Source organism: Streptococcus infantis, from assembly GCF_047460875.1.
Classification (GTDB): Bacteria; Bacillota; Bacilli; order Lactobacillales; family Streptococcaceae; genus Streptococcus; species Streptococcus infantis_AA.
Genome location: NZ_JASHFI010000003.1, coordinates 12,495 through 29,058, shown reverse-complemented (window position 1 = coordinate 29,058; position 16,564 = coordinate 12,495). Strand labels below are relative to the sequence as shown.

At 43.2% G+C, this 16,564-nt stretch carries 12 protein-coding genes; 4 read left to right on the top strand and 8 right to left on the bottom strand.

What is annotated here, in order from left to right; all coding sequences use genetic code 11:
- The 3 genes from rseP (at position 1) to QM887_RS03510 (ending at position 4,617) form a co-directional block, all read left to right on the top strand.
- Positions 1–1,257, top strand: coding sequence for an RIP metalloprotease RseP (gene rseP, locus QM887_RS03520; protein ID WP_414270527.1), 1,257 nt, complete (start codon positions 1–3; stop codon positions 1,255–1,257).
- 16 nt (positions 1,258–1,273) lie between these two features.
- Entirely contained in the window at positions 1,274–3,127 is a 1,854-nt protein-coding gene (locus QM887_RS03515; protein ID WP_414270526.1) for a proline--tRNA ligase, read from the top strand.
- A gap of 110 nt (positions 3,128–3,237) precedes the next feature.
- Positions 3,238–4,617 carry a glycoside hydrolase family 1 protein gene (locus QM887_RS03510; protein ID WP_414270525.1) on the top strand — a complete coding sequence of 460 codons (1,380 nt, stop codon included), beginning with the start codon at positions 3,238–3,240 and terminating at the stop codon, positions 4,615–4,617.
- A gap of 82 nt (positions 4,618–4,699) precedes the next feature.
- Here QM887_RS03510 and QM887_RS03505 read toward each other — a convergent pair whose 3' ends face one another.
- The 8 genes from QM887_RS03505 to QM887_RS03470 form a co-directional block, all read right to left on the bottom strand.
- Positions 4,700–5,374: a rhomboid family intramembrane serine protease gene (locus QM887_RS03505; protein ID WP_414270524.1), complete on the bottom strand. Its 675-nt coding sequence runs from the start codon at positions 5,372–5,374 to the stop codon at positions 4,700–4,702.
- Entirely contained in the window at positions 5,358–5,897 is a 540-nt protein-coding gene (locus QM887_RS03500) for a 5-formyltetrahydrofolate cyclo-ligase (RefSeq protein ID WP_414270523.1), read from the bottom strand. Before QM887_RS03500 ends, QM887_RS03505 begins: the two co-directional genes overlap by 17 nt.
- 3 nt (positions 5,898–5,900) lie before the next feature.
- Positions 5,901–7,031: an N-acetyldiaminopimelate deacetylase gene (locus tag QM887_RS03495; RefSeq protein ID WP_414270522.1), complete on the bottom strand. Its 1,131-nt coding sequence runs from the start codon at positions 7,029–7,031 to the stop codon at positions 5,901–5,903.
- A gap of 60 nt (positions 7,032–7,091) precedes the next feature.
- The gene (gene dapD, locus QM887_RS03490) at positions 7,092–7,790 is read right to left on the bottom strand and encodes a 2,3,4,5-tetrahydropyridine-2,6-dicarboxylate N-acetyltransferase (protein WP_414270521.1); all 699 of its coding nucleotides are present in this window, start codon (positions 7,788–7,790) and stop codon (positions 7,092–7,094) included.
- Positions 7,791–7,874: 84 nt separating this feature from the next.
- Positions 7,875–8,786, bottom strand: coding sequence for a DMT family transporter (locus tag QM887_RS03485; RefSeq protein ID WP_414270520.1), 912 nt, complete (start codon positions 8,784–8,786; stop codon positions 7,875–7,877).
- A 95-nt stretch (positions 8,787–8,881) separates the two neighbouring features.
- A complete protein-coding gene (gene pbp1b / locus QM887_RS03480) occupies positions 8,882–11,425 on the bottom strand; it encodes a penicillin-binding protein PBP1B (RefSeq protein WP_075229585.1) in 2,544 nt (847 codons plus the stop codon).
- Between the two features lie 302 nt (positions 11,426–11,727).
- Positions 11,728–12,624 (bottom strand): UTP--glucose-1-phosphate uridylyltransferase GalU, encoded by an 897-nt coding sequence (galU, locus tag QM887_RS03475; RefSeq protein WP_180364503.1) that lies wholly within the window; start codon positions 12,622–12,624, stop codon positions 11,728–11,730.
- 25 nt (positions 12,625–12,649) lie between these two features.
- Positions 12,650–13,666: an NAD(P)H-dependent glycerol-3-phosphate dehydrogenase gene (locus QM887_RS03470; RefSeq protein WP_414270519.1), complete on the bottom strand. Its 1,017-nt coding sequence runs from the start codon at positions 13,664–13,666 to the stop codon at positions 12,650–12,652.
- Positions 13,667–13,922: 256 nt separating this feature from the next.
- Between QM887_RS03470 and leuS the strand changes: the two genes are divergently transcribed.
- Positions 13,923–16,424 (top strand): leucine--tRNA ligase, encoded by a 2,502-nt coding sequence (leuS, locus tag QM887_RS03465; RefSeq protein ID WP_414270518.1) that lies wholly within the window; start codon positions 13,923–13,925, stop codon positions 16,422–16,424.
- Positions 16,425–16,564 lie beyond the last annotated feature (140 nt).

The following is a 16,564-nucleotide window of genomic DNA, read 5'->3' as shown; positions in this document are numbered from 1 at the left end:
ATGATAGGATTACTAACATTTATCCTGGTCTTTGGAATTATCGTGGTTGTACACGAGTTTGGGCATTTTTACTTTGCTAAAAAGTCTGGGATTTTGGTTCGTGAGTTTGCCATCGGGATGGGCCCCAAGATCTTTGCTCATATCGGAAAAGATGGGACCGCCTATACCATTCGTCTCCTGCCACTTGGTGGGTACGTTCGGATGGCAGGTTGGAGTGAAGATACGACAGAAATCAAGACTGGAACTCCCGCGAGCTTAACACTAGCAGCGGATGGCAAGGTCAAGCGTATCAATCTCTCTGGTAAAAAGGTTGACCAGACAGCTCTGCCTATGCAGGTCACTCAGTTTGATTTTGAGGACAAACTCTTTATTAGAGGCTTGGTCTTGGAAGAAGAGAAGACCTTCTCAGTTGATCATGATGCGACCATTGTGGAAGCTGATGGAACGGAAGTTCGTATTGCTCCCTTAGATGTCCAATATCAAAATGCGACTGTCTGGGGTAAAATGATCACCAACTTTGCTGGTCCTATGAATAATTTTATCCTAGGAGTTATCGTCTTTTGGATCTTGATTTTCATGCAAGGCGGTGTTCGTGATACGCAAACGAATAACTTCAATATTATTCCAGATAGCGCTTTGGCTAAGGTTGGTGTTGAAAATACGGCCCAAATCACTAAGGTCGGAAGTTACGAGATTTTAAATTGGGCAGATTTGATTCAGGCGGTCGATGCAGAAACCAAGGACAAAACAGCGCCTGTTTTGGATGTGACTATTGCTGAGAGTGGAACTGAAAAACAAGTGAGTGTGGCACCTGAAGAAAGTCAAGGTCGTTATATTCTGGGTGTTCAGCCAAGACTCAAATCAGATATCTGGTCCATGTTTATGGGCGGATTTACAAGTGCAGCTGATTCAGCCTTGCGCATTCTCAATGCTTTGAAAAGCTTGATCTTCCAACCTGATTTGAATAAATTAGGTGGCCCCGTTGCTATCTTTAAGGCAAGTAGCGATGCTGCTAAGAATGGTCTTGAAAATGTCTTGTTCTTCTTGGCTATGATTTCCATCAATATCGGGATCTTCAACTTAATTCCGATCCCGGCGCTGGATGGTGGAAAAATCGTGCTCAACATCCTAGAAGCTATCCGTCGCAAACCACTAAAACAAGAAATTGAAACCTATGTCACTCTGGTCGGAGTTGTCATTATGGTCGTCTTGATGCTCGCTGTGACTTGGAACGACATCATGCGAACCTTCTTTTAAGAATTAGAGGAAAAATATGAAACAAAGTAAAATGCTTATTCCAACGCTTCGCGAAATGCCAAGCGATGCTCAAGTTATCAGCCACGCCCTTATGTTGCGTGCTGGTTATGTTCGTCAAGTATCAGCAGGTGTCTATTCTTACCTGCCACTTGCTAACCGTGTAATCGAAAAAGCCAAGAATATCATGCGTCAAGAGTTTGACAAGATGGGCGCTGTTGAAATGTTGGCTCCAGCCCTTCTCAGTGCTGACCTTTGGCGTGAATCTGGCCGTTATGAAACCTACGGTGAAGACTTGTACAAATTGAAAAATCGTGAGAAGTCAGACTTTATCTTAGGTCCAACTCACGAAGAAACGTTTACAGCGATTGTCCGTGATTCTGTCAAGTCTTACAAGCAATTGCCGCTGAACCTCTACCAAATCCAGCCTAAGTATCGTGATGAAAAACGTCCACGTAATGGACTTCTTCGGACCCGTGAGTTCATCATGAAAGACGGCTACAGCTTCCACGCTAACTACGATAGTTTGGATCTTACTTATGATGAGTACAAGGCAGCTTACGAGCGTATCTTCACTCGTAGTGGCTTGGACTTCAAAGCCATCATCGGTGACGGTGGAGCTATGGGTGGTAAGGATAGTCAAGAATTTATGGCCATCACACCTGCTCGTACAGACCTTGACCGTTGGGTAGTTTTAGATAAGTCTGTTGCATCGTTTGATGAAATCCCTGATCAAGTGCAAGAAGAAATCAAGGCAGAATTGCTCAAATGGATGGTTTCTGGTGAAGATACCATTGCCTACTCAAGTGAATCAAGTTATGCAGCCAACTTGGAAATGGCAACCAACGCCTACAAACCAAGCAATCGTGTTGTGACTGAAGATGAAGTGGCTCGCGTGGAAACACCAGGTGTCAAATCGATTGATGAAGTTGCTGCTTTCTTGAATGTCTCTGAAGAGCAAACAATCAAGACCTTGGTTTATATAGCAGACGAGGAGCCAGTTGTTGCCCTACTCGTTGGCAATGACCAACTCAATGAAGTCAAATTGAAAAACTACCTTGGAGCAGATTTCTTGGAACCTGCAACTGAGATGGAAGTGAAAGAATTGTTAGGAGCGGACTTTGGTTCACTTGGGCCAGTCAATCTTCCAGAAAATGTCAAGATTATCGCAGACCGTAAGGTGCAAGATAGTCGCAATGCTGTTGCTGGTGCCAACGAAGATGGTTACCACTTGACTGGTGTCAACCCAGGCCGTGATTTCACTGCCGAGTATGTCGATATCCGTGAAGTTCGTGAGGGTGAAATCTCTCCTGACGGACAAGGTGTTCTCAACTTTGCACGTGGTATCGAGATTGGTCACATTTTTAAACTTGGGACTCGTTACTCAGCAAGTATGGGAGCAGATGTCTTGGATGAAAATGGTCGTGCGATTCCAATTATCATGGGATGTTATGGTATCGGTGTCAGCCGTCTCCTTTCAGCAGTCATGGAACAACACGCTCGCCTCTTTGTCAACAAAACTCCAAAAGGCGAATATCGTTACGCTTGGGGAATCAACTTCCCTAAAGAATTGGCACCATTTGATGTGCACTTGATTCCGGTTAATGTTAAGGATGAAGGAAGTCTTACATTGACAAATCGTATCGAAGAAGCTTTGGTAAATAAAGGCTACGAAGTCTTGACGGATGACCGTAACGAACGTGTCGGTGTTAAATTCAGCGATAGCGACTTGATTGGTCTTCCAATCCGTATCACTGTTGGGAAGAAAGCAGCTGATGGTATCGTAGAAGTCAAGATCAAGGCGACAGGAGATACTATCGAAGTTCACGCTGATAACTTGCTTGAAACTCTTGAAATCCTAACAAACAAATAAAATCTATAATCAGAAGAAAAACAAGACAAAAATGTAACTAGTTTTTGCCTTGTTTTTTCTCTATAATGAGATAAAATAAAGATAAAAAGAGTAAATAAAGAGGTAGAGCTATGCTAAAATTTCCAAAGAATTTTGTCTGGGGTTCCTCAACATCTGGACCACAGACAGAAGGACGAGTGCCTGGTGACGGCAAGGGAGATAATCTCTGGGATTATTGGTTTCAAGTAGAACCAAACCGTTACTACAATGGTATTGGACCAGACAAAACGTCGACCTTCTATGAAAACTGGGAAAAGGATATCGAATTATTGTTAGAAACAGGTCACACAGCCTTTCGAACTTCTATCCAGTGGTCTCGTATTTTCCCACAAGGACGTGGAGAAGTCAATTCTCAGGGTGTGGCTTTCTATCGCCAGGTCTTTGAAGCGATTAAGGCCAAGGGAATCCGTCTCTTAGTCAATCTCTATCATTTTGATCTGCCTTTTGCCCTTCAAGAAGATGGTGATGGTTGGGAAAATAAGGCGACGATTAAGGCTTATGAAGACTATGCTCGTTTCTGTTTTGAGACTTATGGCGACCTTGTGGACCAATGGATTACCTTCAATGAGCCTATCGTTCCTGTAGAGTTTGGCTATTTCTATGATGCCCATTATCCTCATAAGGTAGATGCCAAAGCAGCAGTAAAGGTTGCCTATCATACCCAACTAGCCAGCACTCTGGCAGTTAAGGCTTGTCATGAAGTCTTACCTGGTTCTAAGATTGGAATTGTCCTCAACTTGACTCCAGCTTATCCACGTAGTCAGCATCCTGCGGATGTCAAAGCTGCACGCATTGCTGATCTATTCCAGGCTCAATCTTTCCTAGATCCATCTGTCTTGGGAACTTATCCAGAAGAATTAGTGGCAATTTTAGCTGAGCATGACTTGTTACCAGAGTACACGGCTGAAGAATTGGAACTCATTCGCCAACATACAGTCGACTTTCTGGGAGTCAATTACTACCAACCTTTACGTGTCATGGCGCCACGTTTTGCTAAGCACCCTGATAGTCCGCTCTTGCCAGAACATTTTTATGAACCTTATGTCATGCCTGGTCGTAAGATTAATCCCCACCGCGGTTGGGAAATCTACGAGCAAGGGATCTATCATATTGCTCAAAATATCAAGGAAAACTATGGCAATATCGAGTGGATGTTGACAGAGAATGGGATGGGCGTTGAAGGTGAGGATAAATTCCGTGAGAATGGTATGATTCAGGATGATTACCGTATTGACTTTGTCAAAGGTCACCTTCGTGAACTTCATCGTGCCATTGAAGATGGTGCCAACTGTAAAGGCTACTTGATCTGGACCTTTATCGATTGCTGGTCATGGCTCAATAGCTATAAAAACCGTTATGGTTTAGTCGAGCTTGACCTTGAAACGCAAGAACGACGCCTAAAAAAATCAGGCCACTGGTTCAAAGAACTCAGCGAAAATAATGGGTTTTAAGAACTTTGCAGTCTAACAAATGATATGAAAAAACCATTGGACCTCAATTCTTTTCGAGTTTTTCCAATGGTTTTTCTTGTTCTTATAATAGTCCGATAAAAAGTAGTAGAGCTGATAAAGCAATAAAAGCTAGGGTTGCAAGACCACGTTGGCCTGGGCTGTAAATTTTTCGTTCTCCTCGAACTGGGAAGACGATAGCCAGTAAAGCACCGCCGACAGCTCCCCCGACATGTCCAGCAAGGCTGATCCCAGGGATTAAGACACTACCTACTAGGTTGATGACTAAGAGGGAGAGATAGGATTGACCAAGTTGTTGGAGGTAGGGATTGCGTGAAGCATACCGAAGGACGACAATAGAAGCGAACATACCGTAGAGGGCAGTTGAAGCACCTGCAGTAATGGCATTGGGACTAAAAACTAGGACAAAGAGATTTCCCATCATACCTGATAGAAGGTAGATAAAGAAAAACTGTTTGGAGCCAAAGATTTGTTCCATCTGACGTCCTAAGAAGTAGAGGGATAGCATATTGACTAAAAAGTGCTCCAAGCCAATATGGACAAAGGTTGCCGAGAATAAGCGCCAGACTTGTTCAGGCATGGCCTTGATAGCAGGGGGATACACAGCTCCGAATTGATACAAGGTGGCTGCACTTGTGTAGTTAAAACCACTGGTTAAAAACATGAGTATAAAAACCAGGCTTGTCACGAGAAGAAAGAAGCTCGTGACAGGATACCGACGATCAAAAATCTTTTTCATAGATAAGTACCTCCTCAACGGGAATATCATGTGAATCAGGCTGGAAGTCCTGAATCTGACAAGGATAAAGTGTACTGATGGTGTGGCCTGGGAAATGCTCTAAGTAGCGATCATAATAACCACCACCGTAGCCAATCCGATAAGCAGAAGGATTGAAAGCCAAACCAGGAACATGAATCAAATCAATCTGAGAGGGTTCAAGGATTGTGAAGTCTCCTTGAGGTTCAAGAAGTCCAAAAGAATTTCTTTCGAGTTTCTCTGGTTCATAGAGCACAAAGTCCATTTTCCCTTGTGGATAGGTTTTGGGAATGAGGATGGTTTTCCCATCTTTTTGAGCTTGTTCGATGAGTCTAGCTGTCTGAAATTCATGAGGAAAAGACAGGTAAGTAGCGATGGTTTTTGCTTCCTTGTAGAAGGGATGTAGGAGTAGTTGCTCAGTCAACCAAGCGTCCATGACTTCCTTTTCTTCGGCTGATAGAAATTTGAGTTCTTGCAAGACCTGCTTGCGTAGGGCTTTTTTCATTGTTTACTCCGCAGCTTTCTTTGCTAAAAAGCTTGATACAGCTTCGACTCCAATTGCCAGAGCTTCTTCTTTAGGACTCATCTGTGGATGGTGAAGAGCATAGGGACTATCAATTCCAAGCCAGAACATGACACCAGGAACCTTGGAGAGAAGATAACCAAAATCTTCTCCTGTCATGGCAGGTTCGATGTCGATTAGTTCAATTCCCTCTTTTTCATCAAAGAAGGTCATCAATTCTCGAGCTAATTCAGGGTTGTTTTCGACAGGTAGGTAACCTCCCTGCTTGAGTTCAACTTCCACATCCATATCAAAAGCAGCTGCGACACCTTCAGCGATGGCTTTGACACGTTTTTGAACTAAGAGGCTCATACTATATGTGAGAGCTCGAATGGTTCCATGCAAAAAGGCCTTATCAGTGATAACATTATTGGCAGTTCCGGCTTGAAAGACACCAAAAGTTACAACCGCTCCCTCGATAGGATTAACATTACGGCTGACGACTGATTGGACTTGAGTTACAAAATAGCTCGCAGCAACCAAGGCATCTTTGGTTTCATGAGGGAAGGCTGCGTGTCCACCTTTTCCCTTAAAATGAATCTTGACCTCGCAAGTTCCTGCAAAGAGTGTATGGGTATTGGTCGCAATTTGTCCAACTTTTAAGTCTGGACGAACGTGAAGAGCGTAAAATTGGTCAGGCAACCAGTCGCCAAAGGCCCCATCTTCATACATGAGCATGCCACCTGCTTCGTTTTCCTCGGCAGGTTGGAAGAGAAAGAGGAGATTGTTTTTAGGTTGGTTTTCTAGAGCACGTTCGAGACTTCCTAGGGCAATGGTCATGTGAAAATCATGTCCACAAGCATGCATACGGTCTGGGTGCTGAGAGGCAAAGGCAAGACCTGTTTGTTCAACGATTGGGAGTCCGTCGATATCTGTCCGCCAACCAATGGTACGTTCTGGCTGACTTCCCTGTAAATACACTAGAATACCTGTTTGCCAAGTACGAATCTGAACAAAATCCTTACCAGCTGTTAATTTCTCAATGACATTTAGTAAATAAGCTTGAGTCTTGAATTCTTCTAAACCAAGCTCAGGAATTTGGTGAAGATCGCGTCGAGTTTGAATCAAATCTAACATATCTAATTTCCTTCTACTGATACGATAAAGAGGCTGGAAAGTTTCCGCCTCTGTTACTAATTACAAGGTACGAAGCGCATCCTCTAGCGCTGTTTTTTGTTGAGTTTGGCTATCGATTTCTTTGATAACACGAGCTGGAACACCAGCTACCACAACATTTTCTGGAACATCTTGAGTGACGATGGCACCTGCAGCGACAACAGAACCGCTACCGATTTGAACACCTTCGATAACCACAGCGTTAGCACCGATGAGTACATTATCACCGACACGGACAGGCTCTGCACTAGCTGGTTCGATAACACCTGCAAGAACAGCGCCGGCACCTACATGACTATTTTTACCGACAATAGCACGTCCACCCAGAATGGCTCCCATATCAATCATAGTACCAGCACCGATTTCAGCACCAATATTGATCACAGCTCCCATCATGATAACAGCGTTGTCGCCAATCTCAACCTGGTCACGGATAATAGCACCTGGTTCGATACGGGCATTGATGTCACGCTTGTCAAGGAGAGGTACAGCTGAGTTACGGGCATCTTGCTCAACAACATAATCCTTGTTTTCAGTCAGTCCTTCGAGAAGAGGAGCGATATCTTTCCAGTCTCCAAAAAGAATATTTCCAAGCTTGGTTACAGAAGTAGGGATAGTTTCAGCAAGTTGTCCTTCAAAGGTCACTTTTACCCTGGTCTTTTTTTCAGCATTGGCGATAAATTGGATAATTTCTTGTGCATTCATTTTTGTAGCAGTCATAGGGGTCTCCTCACTCTTTGTAATGCTTACTATTCTATCAAAAAAGGCTTCAAAATTGAAGCCTAAAGTATCAAAAGAGGGTGTTTAATTCTTTGATTTTGATTCTTCAATTGACAAAAAAATCATAGGAACGATAATTAAAATCATGGCCAGTACCAAGAAACCATCTAGGACCATCCCAAGGAAAAGGACACTGAGGATCGCTGAGGATAGCGGTTCGCTTGCGCTGACGACTGATACTACCAAGGGCGAGACCAGGGAAACAGCCTTCATGGAAAGGAAAAAGGCAAAAGCCGTTCCCAAAAAGGCGATGGTCAAACAAATCAAGATACTAATGGCATCAAGCTGGAAGCTAATCTCATAAACGGGGTAGAGAACATTACTAAAAAGCCCCGCAATAATCATCCCCCATCCAACAGTAGGCACGAACCCATAATTTTTAGCAAAACGCTGGGGTAATATAACATTGAACATGAGGCCCAGAGCGCTAAGGAGTCCTGTTATGAGAGCTAGGGGAGTAATTGATAGTTTAGACAAATCTCCTTTTGTAGCCATCAGAAAAACTCCAATCATAGCAATCAAGACATAAAAAATGGCACTTTTTGAAGCTTTTTTCTTGTAGATGATGCGATTGTAAAGGAGGATAAAGATAGGGCTGATAAATTGGAGGATGGTGGCAGTGGTTGCGTTGGAGTACTCGACACAGAGATAGAAGAAAAACTGAACGGAGAAAATCCCTAAGATGGCATAGGCCAGAAAAGGAAGGTAATTTTTCCAATTTTTCCAGATATCAAAGAGCTGGGAGCGGAGTTGAAAGCTCGATAAGATGAGTACTACACTACCTGCGACGAGGAGACGCATGGAGGTAATCCAGCCTGATGATACTTGATAGTGGGCAAAAAAGTACTCTCCTAAAATTCCGCAGATTCCCCAAATTAAGCCAGAAAGGAGAGAATAGATAGTTCCCTTAAATATATTCTTTTGATATTTATTCATGTACATATTGTACCATGAAATGAAAAAAGAAAAAAGAGAGTGGAGAAAAATCATTTCTTTCAGAAATTTTTTCTCACTCTCAAACAATATAGTATTTATTGCTGTTGGCTGCTAGAAGCAGGTGGATTACTACTGTTATTTGGTGTAGAGCTACTGTTACCAGTATTACTGTTGGTAGCACTATTATTGTTATTATTACGATTGTTAGTATTGTTGTTATTATTGCTATTTGATGAGGAAGTAGATGCTTTTGGTAAACTTCCCAAAATACTAGACCAAGCGTTTTGATAGTCTGAATCACTTCCACCAATCGCAAAACGGTAGGTCGTAGTTGGTGCACCTGCTTGGTTAGCCCAGTAGCTAGTCACCATTTCTCCTGTTACATTAATCTCTTTTCCGTTGATGGAAACCTTACCTGGTTTTTGCCCAGTTGATTTAAGGACTTGAGATGAAGTAACACTAGGATCAAGACTAAAGCGCTCTGAACCCCAAGCAGAAGGAGAAGCTTGATGGATGGCATTGACCAGATGGGCCATGTAGTTAGCATTTCGATAGTGACCTGCACCCTTGGCGAGTGGGCTATTGTCATCATGGCCAATCCAGCCTCCCAAGGTCAGTCTTGGAGTTGAAATCATGAGCCACATATCACCGTCTTCATTGGTAGTACCAGTTTTTCCGATCCAGTCGGCCCTTGCGAGACTAGAGTTAAGGGACGCAAGGTCATTCTGGAAGGTCGAGGTCACTCGGGATGAGATAACATCTCTCAGTAGACTTTGCATAATCGTTGCAGTTGCCTTGGAGTAGACTTGAACAGGTTCATCCTTGTGTTCATAAATGACTTCGCCACTGGTCTTCTCGATTTTTGAAATCATGTATTTCTTATGGTAAACACCATTGTTAGCCAAGGTTTGGTAGCCATTTGTATGTTGAGCTACAGTGACATCGATTCCTCCCCCCATAGGTAGACTTTCGATGCCGTATTCAGGGATATCATAGCCCATCTTTTCCATGTAGGAACGAACATCAACCCCTTTTTGAAGAAGTAGCTGATAGGTCCAGTAGGCTGGGATATTCCAAGAGTAATTTAGAGCCTCTTTAAGGTTCATCATGGCTGTACCAGGGCTATTGACATACATGATAGGATTTCCGTTAGAGAAGTTAGTTGGATAGTTTGACAAGACACTAGCACTTCCCATGAGCCCTTGGTCAATAGCAATACCATAAGCCAAGAGAGGCTTGGTAGTAGAGGCAGGAGAGCGTTTGGTATCAAAGGCATGGTTGTTTTGATTGGTCAGATAATCTCGTCCACCGACAAAGCCTAAGATTGCTCCCGTTTGGTTGTCCATCAAGACATTTCCAACTTCAGGTTGCCCTGAACTATCATCTAGTAAGTAGCCATAATTTGCTACGGCGTTTTGCATGGCCGTGTGAATAGCTTTATCAATGGTAGTTGTAATACGATAGCCGCCGTTTTGAATTTCTTTTTCGGCCAATTCACGATAGGATTTTTGGATAGATTCGTTCTTTAGTTCTTGTGCAGAGACGTTATCTTTTTGTACCAAGTAATCATACATGAGGTTCGTCGCTTCATCGAGGGCAGAGAAGTAGAGGAAGCCTTTAGCAGTAATGTTAACATTTTCTGCTGGCAGGAAATCCTGCTTAATGTCATAGGCTTTATAGGTTTCATAGTCTTCTTGACTGATGGCTCCTGTTCGGTACATATTGTAAAGAACATCTTTGGAACGCTTGATACCTAGTTGCATATCCTCCTCACTCTTCATCTCACCAGTTGATTCATAAGGTGAGTAGGAGATAGGACTTTGTGGCAATCCTGCTAGAAAAGCTGCTTGAGGGACGGTCAGTTTGCTAGCATCCACTCCGAAAATTCCAGTCGCGGCCTGCTGAGCGCCTGCGATATTTTGCCCTTTATTGTTACGACCAAATGGAGCGACGTTGAGATAGGTTGTCAGGATTTCGTCCTTACTCATTTCTCTCTCTAAGGCCAGGGCATCCACGATTTCAGTTGCTTTACGAGCTAGTGTAGGAGCATCACCAACGACTTGTTGCTTGATGAGTTGCTGTGTTAGGGTAGATCCTCCACTGGAAGAACCAAGTCCGATAAAATTTCCTAGACTGGCACGAATAACAGCTTTTGGAACGACACCATTGTGTTCTGCAAAATGTTCATCTTCAGTCGCAACGATAGCCTGTTTCAGATTATCTGAAATATCCTCTGATGAAACAGATGTTCGAAGGAGGTCGCTTTCGATAGCTCCGATCATGGAACCATCTGCATAGCGAATCTCAGAGATGGATGAAATATTATTGACTTGCTTGAGCAAATCCTCTGTTTGTGGAACACTTACCTGATCAAAAAGAGAAACAGCATAGCCCAAGACAACCCCTGATCCGAGGAGCCCACCAATGAATGCGAGGATAAAAAGAGTGTTAAAAGTTGCTTTGATTCCTAGCAAGATATTGGCAAAAATAGTCCAAATAGTCAGTTTGGTTTTAGTTTTCTTCTTTTTCTTAGAAGATTTTCCACTGTTTTTCTCTGGATCTTTTTTTGAAATGGTTGATTTTAGAGACTGAAGGAAGGCCAGTCCTTTTTGTTTGATTCTTGTTAATCGATTGTTCATAGAATTCCTCACTCTTTATTATTATTATACCATAAAAGCTTCTCTTGCAAGCAATTAGGCTTAGAATGAGCCTTGATATAAGGGTAAGACCTTGGTGTTTAAGCATAGAAAAAAGAGTGGGACAGAAATCGGTAATTCGTTAGAATTCGATTTCGTCGTCCCACCTCCGCACAGTTGAGTAGGGCTGTAAAAGCTGATGAAATCAGCGTAGTAGAGCCCACTCGACCACTGCATCTTGCTCAACAATCCAAAGAAAATTGAGAGGCTAGGACTTTTGTCCCAGCCTCGTGTTGCAAAAGCGATTATTTTTCTCCTGAGAGTTCTTTTCCAAGGTTAATCAAGTAGTCTTTAAGATCATCTTTGACTTGTGGATGTCTAAGTGCGTAGTCGATTGAAGTCTTCATAAATCCAAACTTATCTCCAACGTCGTAACGTGACCCTTTAAACTCACGAGCAAATACTCGTTGAGTTTTGTTGAGAGTATCGATAGCATCTGTGAGCTGGATTTCATTTCCGGCACCAGGTGTTTGCTTTTCAAGGATACCAAAAATTTCAGGTGTGAGAAGGTAACGACCGATGATAGCTAGATCACTTGGTGCATCTTCAGGTGCTGGTTTTTCAACGAAGGTTTCAACACTGTAAAGTCCATCTTTGCCTTCTCCTTGAGGAGCGATGACACCATAGGCTGAGACTTCTTCATGTGGGACAGGCATTACAGCGATGGTAGAAGCATGAGTTTTTTCATAGTCATTGATAAGCTGTTTTGTCAATGGGATAGCCTTGTCATCATTGATATCCATGAGGTCATCCCCAAGCATAACTACAAAAGGTTCATTCCCAACAAAGGCTTTGGCTTGCAAAACGGCATCTCCGAGTCCGCGTGGGTGAGTTTGACGGATGAAGTGGAGGCGCATGCCAGTCGTTTCGTCAACAAGTTTCAAGAGATCATTCTTTCCTTTTTCTTTGAGGTTGTATTCTAGCTCAAAGTTTGAGTCAAAATGGTCTTCGATTGAGCGTTTTGACTTCCCTGTGACAACAAGAATATCCTCGATTCCAGACTTAAGAGCTTCTTCAACGATAAATTGAATGGTTGGTTTATCTACGATTGGTAGCATTTCCTTAGCCAAGGCTTTGGTAGCAGGAAGGAAGCGAGTTCCAAGTCCTGCAGCAGGGATAACGGCTTTTCTAACTTTTTGCATCATGAGATTCCTTTCTAACTGTGGTTTAAGACCACTCGTTTTCTGCCTTGAACTCATTGTTCATAAGTTCAGAAACAGCATCTTTAATATTTACATTTTCATAAATAACTTGGTAGATGGCTTGGGTAATAGGCATATAGACTCCAAGCTCTTGTGCCAACTCGTAGGCCGCTTTGGTCGTTGAAATCCCTTCAATCACCATTCCCATGTTAGCTTCGATATCTGCCAAGGCTTCTCCGCGCCCCAGAGCATCTCCAGCGCGCCAGTTACGTGAGTGGATAGAAGTTCCAGTAACGATCAAATCACCAACACCTGAAAGACCACTGTAAGTTAATGGATTTGCTCCAAGCTTGACTCCTAGACGAGTGATTTCCGCAAGCCCGCGCGTGATAATAGCAGCTTTAGCATTGTCTCCAAATCCAAGTCCATGAAGGGCACCAGCTCCCACTGCGATGATATTCTTAAGAGCACCAGCTGTTTCTACTCCGATGACATCTGTATTGGTATAAAGACGGAAGTAGTGGTTGCTAAAGAGTTCTTGAACATACTGGGCTGTATCTAAGTCCTTAGATGCGGCGGTAATCAAGGTAATGTCGCGTACAATTGTTTCTTCGGCATGGCTAGGCCCCGATACGACGACGATATCGCTTCTAAGTTCTTCAGGGATTTCTTCTTCAAGAATGGTTGAAAGACGTTGGTGACTATTCGGTTCAAGACCTTTTGATGCGTGCATGACGACCACTTTATGATCAAGAACGGCAGCAACTTGTTGGGCAACTAGTCGTGTAACCTTGGTTGGGACGACAAATAAAACAGCATCTACATCCTTCAAGGCTACTTCTAGGTCTTGGTAGGCTACAATTTTTTCATCTAAGACAATATCCTTAAAATAGTGTTTGTTAGTATGATGTGTATTGATTTCGTTGATTTGCTCGGGAATGTTTCCCCATATACGAACTTCATGACCATTGTCATTTAGGACTTGTGATAGGGCAGTTCCCCAAGAACCAGGTCCTATAACTGCGATGGTTTGTTTGTTCATCTTTTCCCCCTTTGAGAAAGCTCTTTCTTAACATTCTACCATAAAAAGTATGATTTTGCATCTATATAACTAGCTGAGTATTCTACTATTATTAGGATTTTGTATTCATTGGATAAAATTTTTAGAGAGAATTTCAAGAAAAAGCAAATAAACTACTTAATGTTCAACTCGGATATCATTCAAAACCAAGAAAAGAAGAGCACTATTCTTATAAAAAATGGTATAATAGGAGCATCACGAAAATTGGAGAGATACCATGAGTTTTTACAATCATAAAGAAATTGAGCCTAAGTGGCAGAAACACTGGGCTGACAATCACACTTTTAAGACAGGAACAGACGCTTCAAAACCCAAGTTTTATGCATTGGACATGTTCCCTTATCCATCTGGAGCAGGTCTGCACGTAGGGCACCCAGAAGGCTATACAGCGACAGATATTCTTAGTCGTTTCAAACGTGCCCAAGGCTACAATGTCCTTCACCCAATGGGGTGGGATGCTTTTGGTTTGCCTGCAGAGCAATACGCTATGGATACTGGTAATGACCCAGCGGAATTTACGGCTGAAAACATTGCTAACTTCAAACGTCAAATCAATGCGCTTGGATTCTCTTACGACTGGGATCGTGAAGTCAACACAACAGATCCAAACTACTACAAGTGGACACAATGGATCTTCACTAAGCTTTACGAAAAAGGTTTGGCTTATGAAGCTGAAGTGCCAGTAAACTGGGTGGAGGAATTGGGAACAGCTATCGCCAACGAAGAAGTTCTTCCAGATGGAACATCTGAGCGTGGAGGCTATCCAGTTGTCCGCAAACCAATGCGCCAATGGATGCTCAAAATCACTGCCTATGCAGAACGCTTGCTGACTGACTTGGATGACCTTGACTGGCCAGAGTCTATCAAGGACATGCAACGCAACTGGATTGGGAAATCAACTGGTGCCAATGTCACTTTCAAAGTGAAAGGAATAGACAAGGAATTCACCGTCTTTACCACTCGTCCTGATACTCTTTTTGGTGCAACTTTCACTGTCTTGGCTCCTGAGCATGACTTGGTAGATGCTATCACAAGTCCTGAACAAGCTGAGGCTGTAGCTGATTACAAACACCAAGCTAGCTTGAAATCAGACTTGGCTCGTACAGACCTTGCCAAGGAAAAAACAGGGGTTTGGACTGGTGCCTATGCTATCAACCCTGTCAATGGTAAAGAAATTCCAATCTGGATTGCAGACTACGTTCTTGCTAGCTATGGTACAGGTGCCGTTATGGCCGTACCAGCCCACGACCAACGTGACTGGGAATTTGCTAAACAATTTGACCTACCAATCGTAGAAGTGCTGGAAGGTGGAAACGTTGAAGAAGCTGCTTACACAGAAGATGGTCTTCACGTCAATTCAGACCTCCTAGATGGACTCAACAAAGAAGAAGCGATTGCCAAGATTGTAGCTTGGTTGGAAGAAAAAGGTTGTGGTCAAGAAAAGGTGACTTACCGTCTCCGTGACTGGCTCTTTAGCCGTCAACGTTATTGGGGTGAACCAATCCCAATTATTCATTGGGAAGATGGGACTTCAACAGCCGTTCCAGAAAATGAATTACCACTTGTCTTGCCAGTAACCAAGGACATCCGCCCTTCAGGTACTGGGGAAAGCCCATTGGCTAACTTGACAGACTGGCTGGAAGTGACTCGTGAAGATGGCGTCAAAGGTCGTCGCGAAACGAATACGATGCCACAATGGGCCGGTTCAAGCTGGTACTACCTCCGCTATATTGACCCACATAATACTGAGAAGTTGGCTGATGAGGACCTCCTAAAACAATGGTTGCCAGTAGATATCTACGTGGGTGGTGCAGAGCACGCCGTGCTTCACTTGCTTTACGCTCGCTTCTGGCATAAATTCCTCTATGATATCGGTGTTGTACCTACTAAAGAACCATTCCAAAAACTCTTTAACCAAGGAATGATTTTGGGCACAAGTTACCGTGACCACCGTGGTGCTCTTGTGGCGACTGACAAGGTTGAAAAACGTGACGGTTCCTTCTTCCATGTGGAAACAGGGGAAGAATTGGAGCAAGCACCAGCCAAGATGTCTAAATCCCTCAAGAACGTTGTCAACCCAGACGATGTGGTGGAACAATACGGTGCGGATACCCTTCGTGTTTATGAAATGTTCATGGGACCACTTGATGCTTCCATCGCTTGGTCAGAAGAAGGTTTGGAAGGAAGCCGTAAATTCCTAGACCGTGTTTACCGTTTGATTACAAGTAAAGAAATCGTTGCGGAAAACAATGGTGCTCTTGATAAGGTATACAACGAAACGGTTAAATCTGTCACAGAGCAAATCGAGTCTATGAAATTCAACACAGCCATTGCCCAACTCATGGTCTTTGTCAACGCTGCTAACAAGGAAGACAAGCTCTATGTGGACTACGCCAAAGGCTTTATCCAATTGATCGCTCCATTTGCGCCTCACTTGGCAGAAGAACTCTGGCAAACAGTCGCAGCAACGGGCGAGTCTATCTCTTACGTGGCTTGGCCAAGATGGGACGAAAGCAAATTGGTTGAAGACGAAATCGAAATCGTCGTCCAAATCAAAGGTAAAGTCCGTGCCAAACTCATGGTTGCGAAGGACCTTTCACGTGAAGAATTGCAAGAAGTGGCTCTGGCTAACGAAAAAGTTAAAGCAGAAATTGACGGTAAGGAAATCGTGAAAGTGATTAGTGTACCGAATAAATTGGTTAATATTGTTGTGAAATAAGATAGGAATCCTTCAGAGTAGAATCTGGGGGATTTTTTGAATGAAAATATAATTCTGTTTCCACCATCTCACCACTTAACCTCTCATTTTAACCACTTATCTCAAAAGTCGATTTTTCTTTCATACTTTTTGTTAAACTG

Bases quoted from the DNA above. Each gene is read 5' to 3' on its own strand.
- QM887_RS03510 (WP_414270525.1), top strand. From the start codon at position 3,238: ATGCTAAAATTTCCAAAGAATTTTGTCTGGGGTTCCTCAACATCTGGA.
- QM887_RS03495 (WP_414270522.1), bottom strand. From the start codon at position 7,031: ATGTTAGATTTGATTCAAACTCGACGCGATCTTCACCAAATTCCTGAG.
- QM887_RS03505 (WP_414270524.1), bottom strand. From the start codon at position 5,374: ATGAAAAAGATTTTTGATCGTCGGTATCCTGTCACGAGCTTCTTTCTT.
- galU (WP_180364503.1), bottom strand. From the start codon at position 12,624: ATGCAAAAAGTTAGAAAAGCCGTTATCCCTGCTGCAGGACTTGGAACT.
- dapD (WP_414270521.1), bottom strand. From the start codon at position 7,790: ATGACTGCTACAAAAATGAATGCACAAGAAATTATCCAATTTATCGCC.
- pbp1b (WP_075229585.1), bottom strand. From the start codon at position 11,425: ATGAACAATCGATTAACAAGAATCAAACAAAAAGGACTGGCCTTCCTT.
- rseP (WP_414270527.1), top strand. From the start codon at position 1: ATGATAGGATTACTAACATTTATCCTGGTCTTTGGAATTATCGTGGTT.
- QM887_RS03500 (WP_414270523.1), bottom strand. From the start codon at position 5,897: ATGAAAAAAGCCCTACGCAAGCAGGTCTTGCAAGAACTCAAATTTCTA.
- QM887_RS03470 (WP_414270519.1), bottom strand. From the start codon at position 13,666: ATGAACAAACAAACCATCGCAGTTATAGGACCTGGTTCTTGGGGAACT.
- QM887_RS03485 (WP_414270520.1), bottom strand. From the start codon at position 8,786: ATGAATAAATATCAAAAGAATATATTTAAGGGAACTATCTATTCTCTC.
- leuS (WP_414270518.1), top strand. From the start codon at position 13,923: ATGAGTTTTTACAATCATAAAGAAATTGAGCCTAAGTGGCAGAAACAC.
- QM887_RS03515 (WP_414270526.1), top strand. From the start codon at position 1,274: ATGAAACAAAGTAAAATGCTTATTCCAACGCTTCGCGAAATGCCAAGC.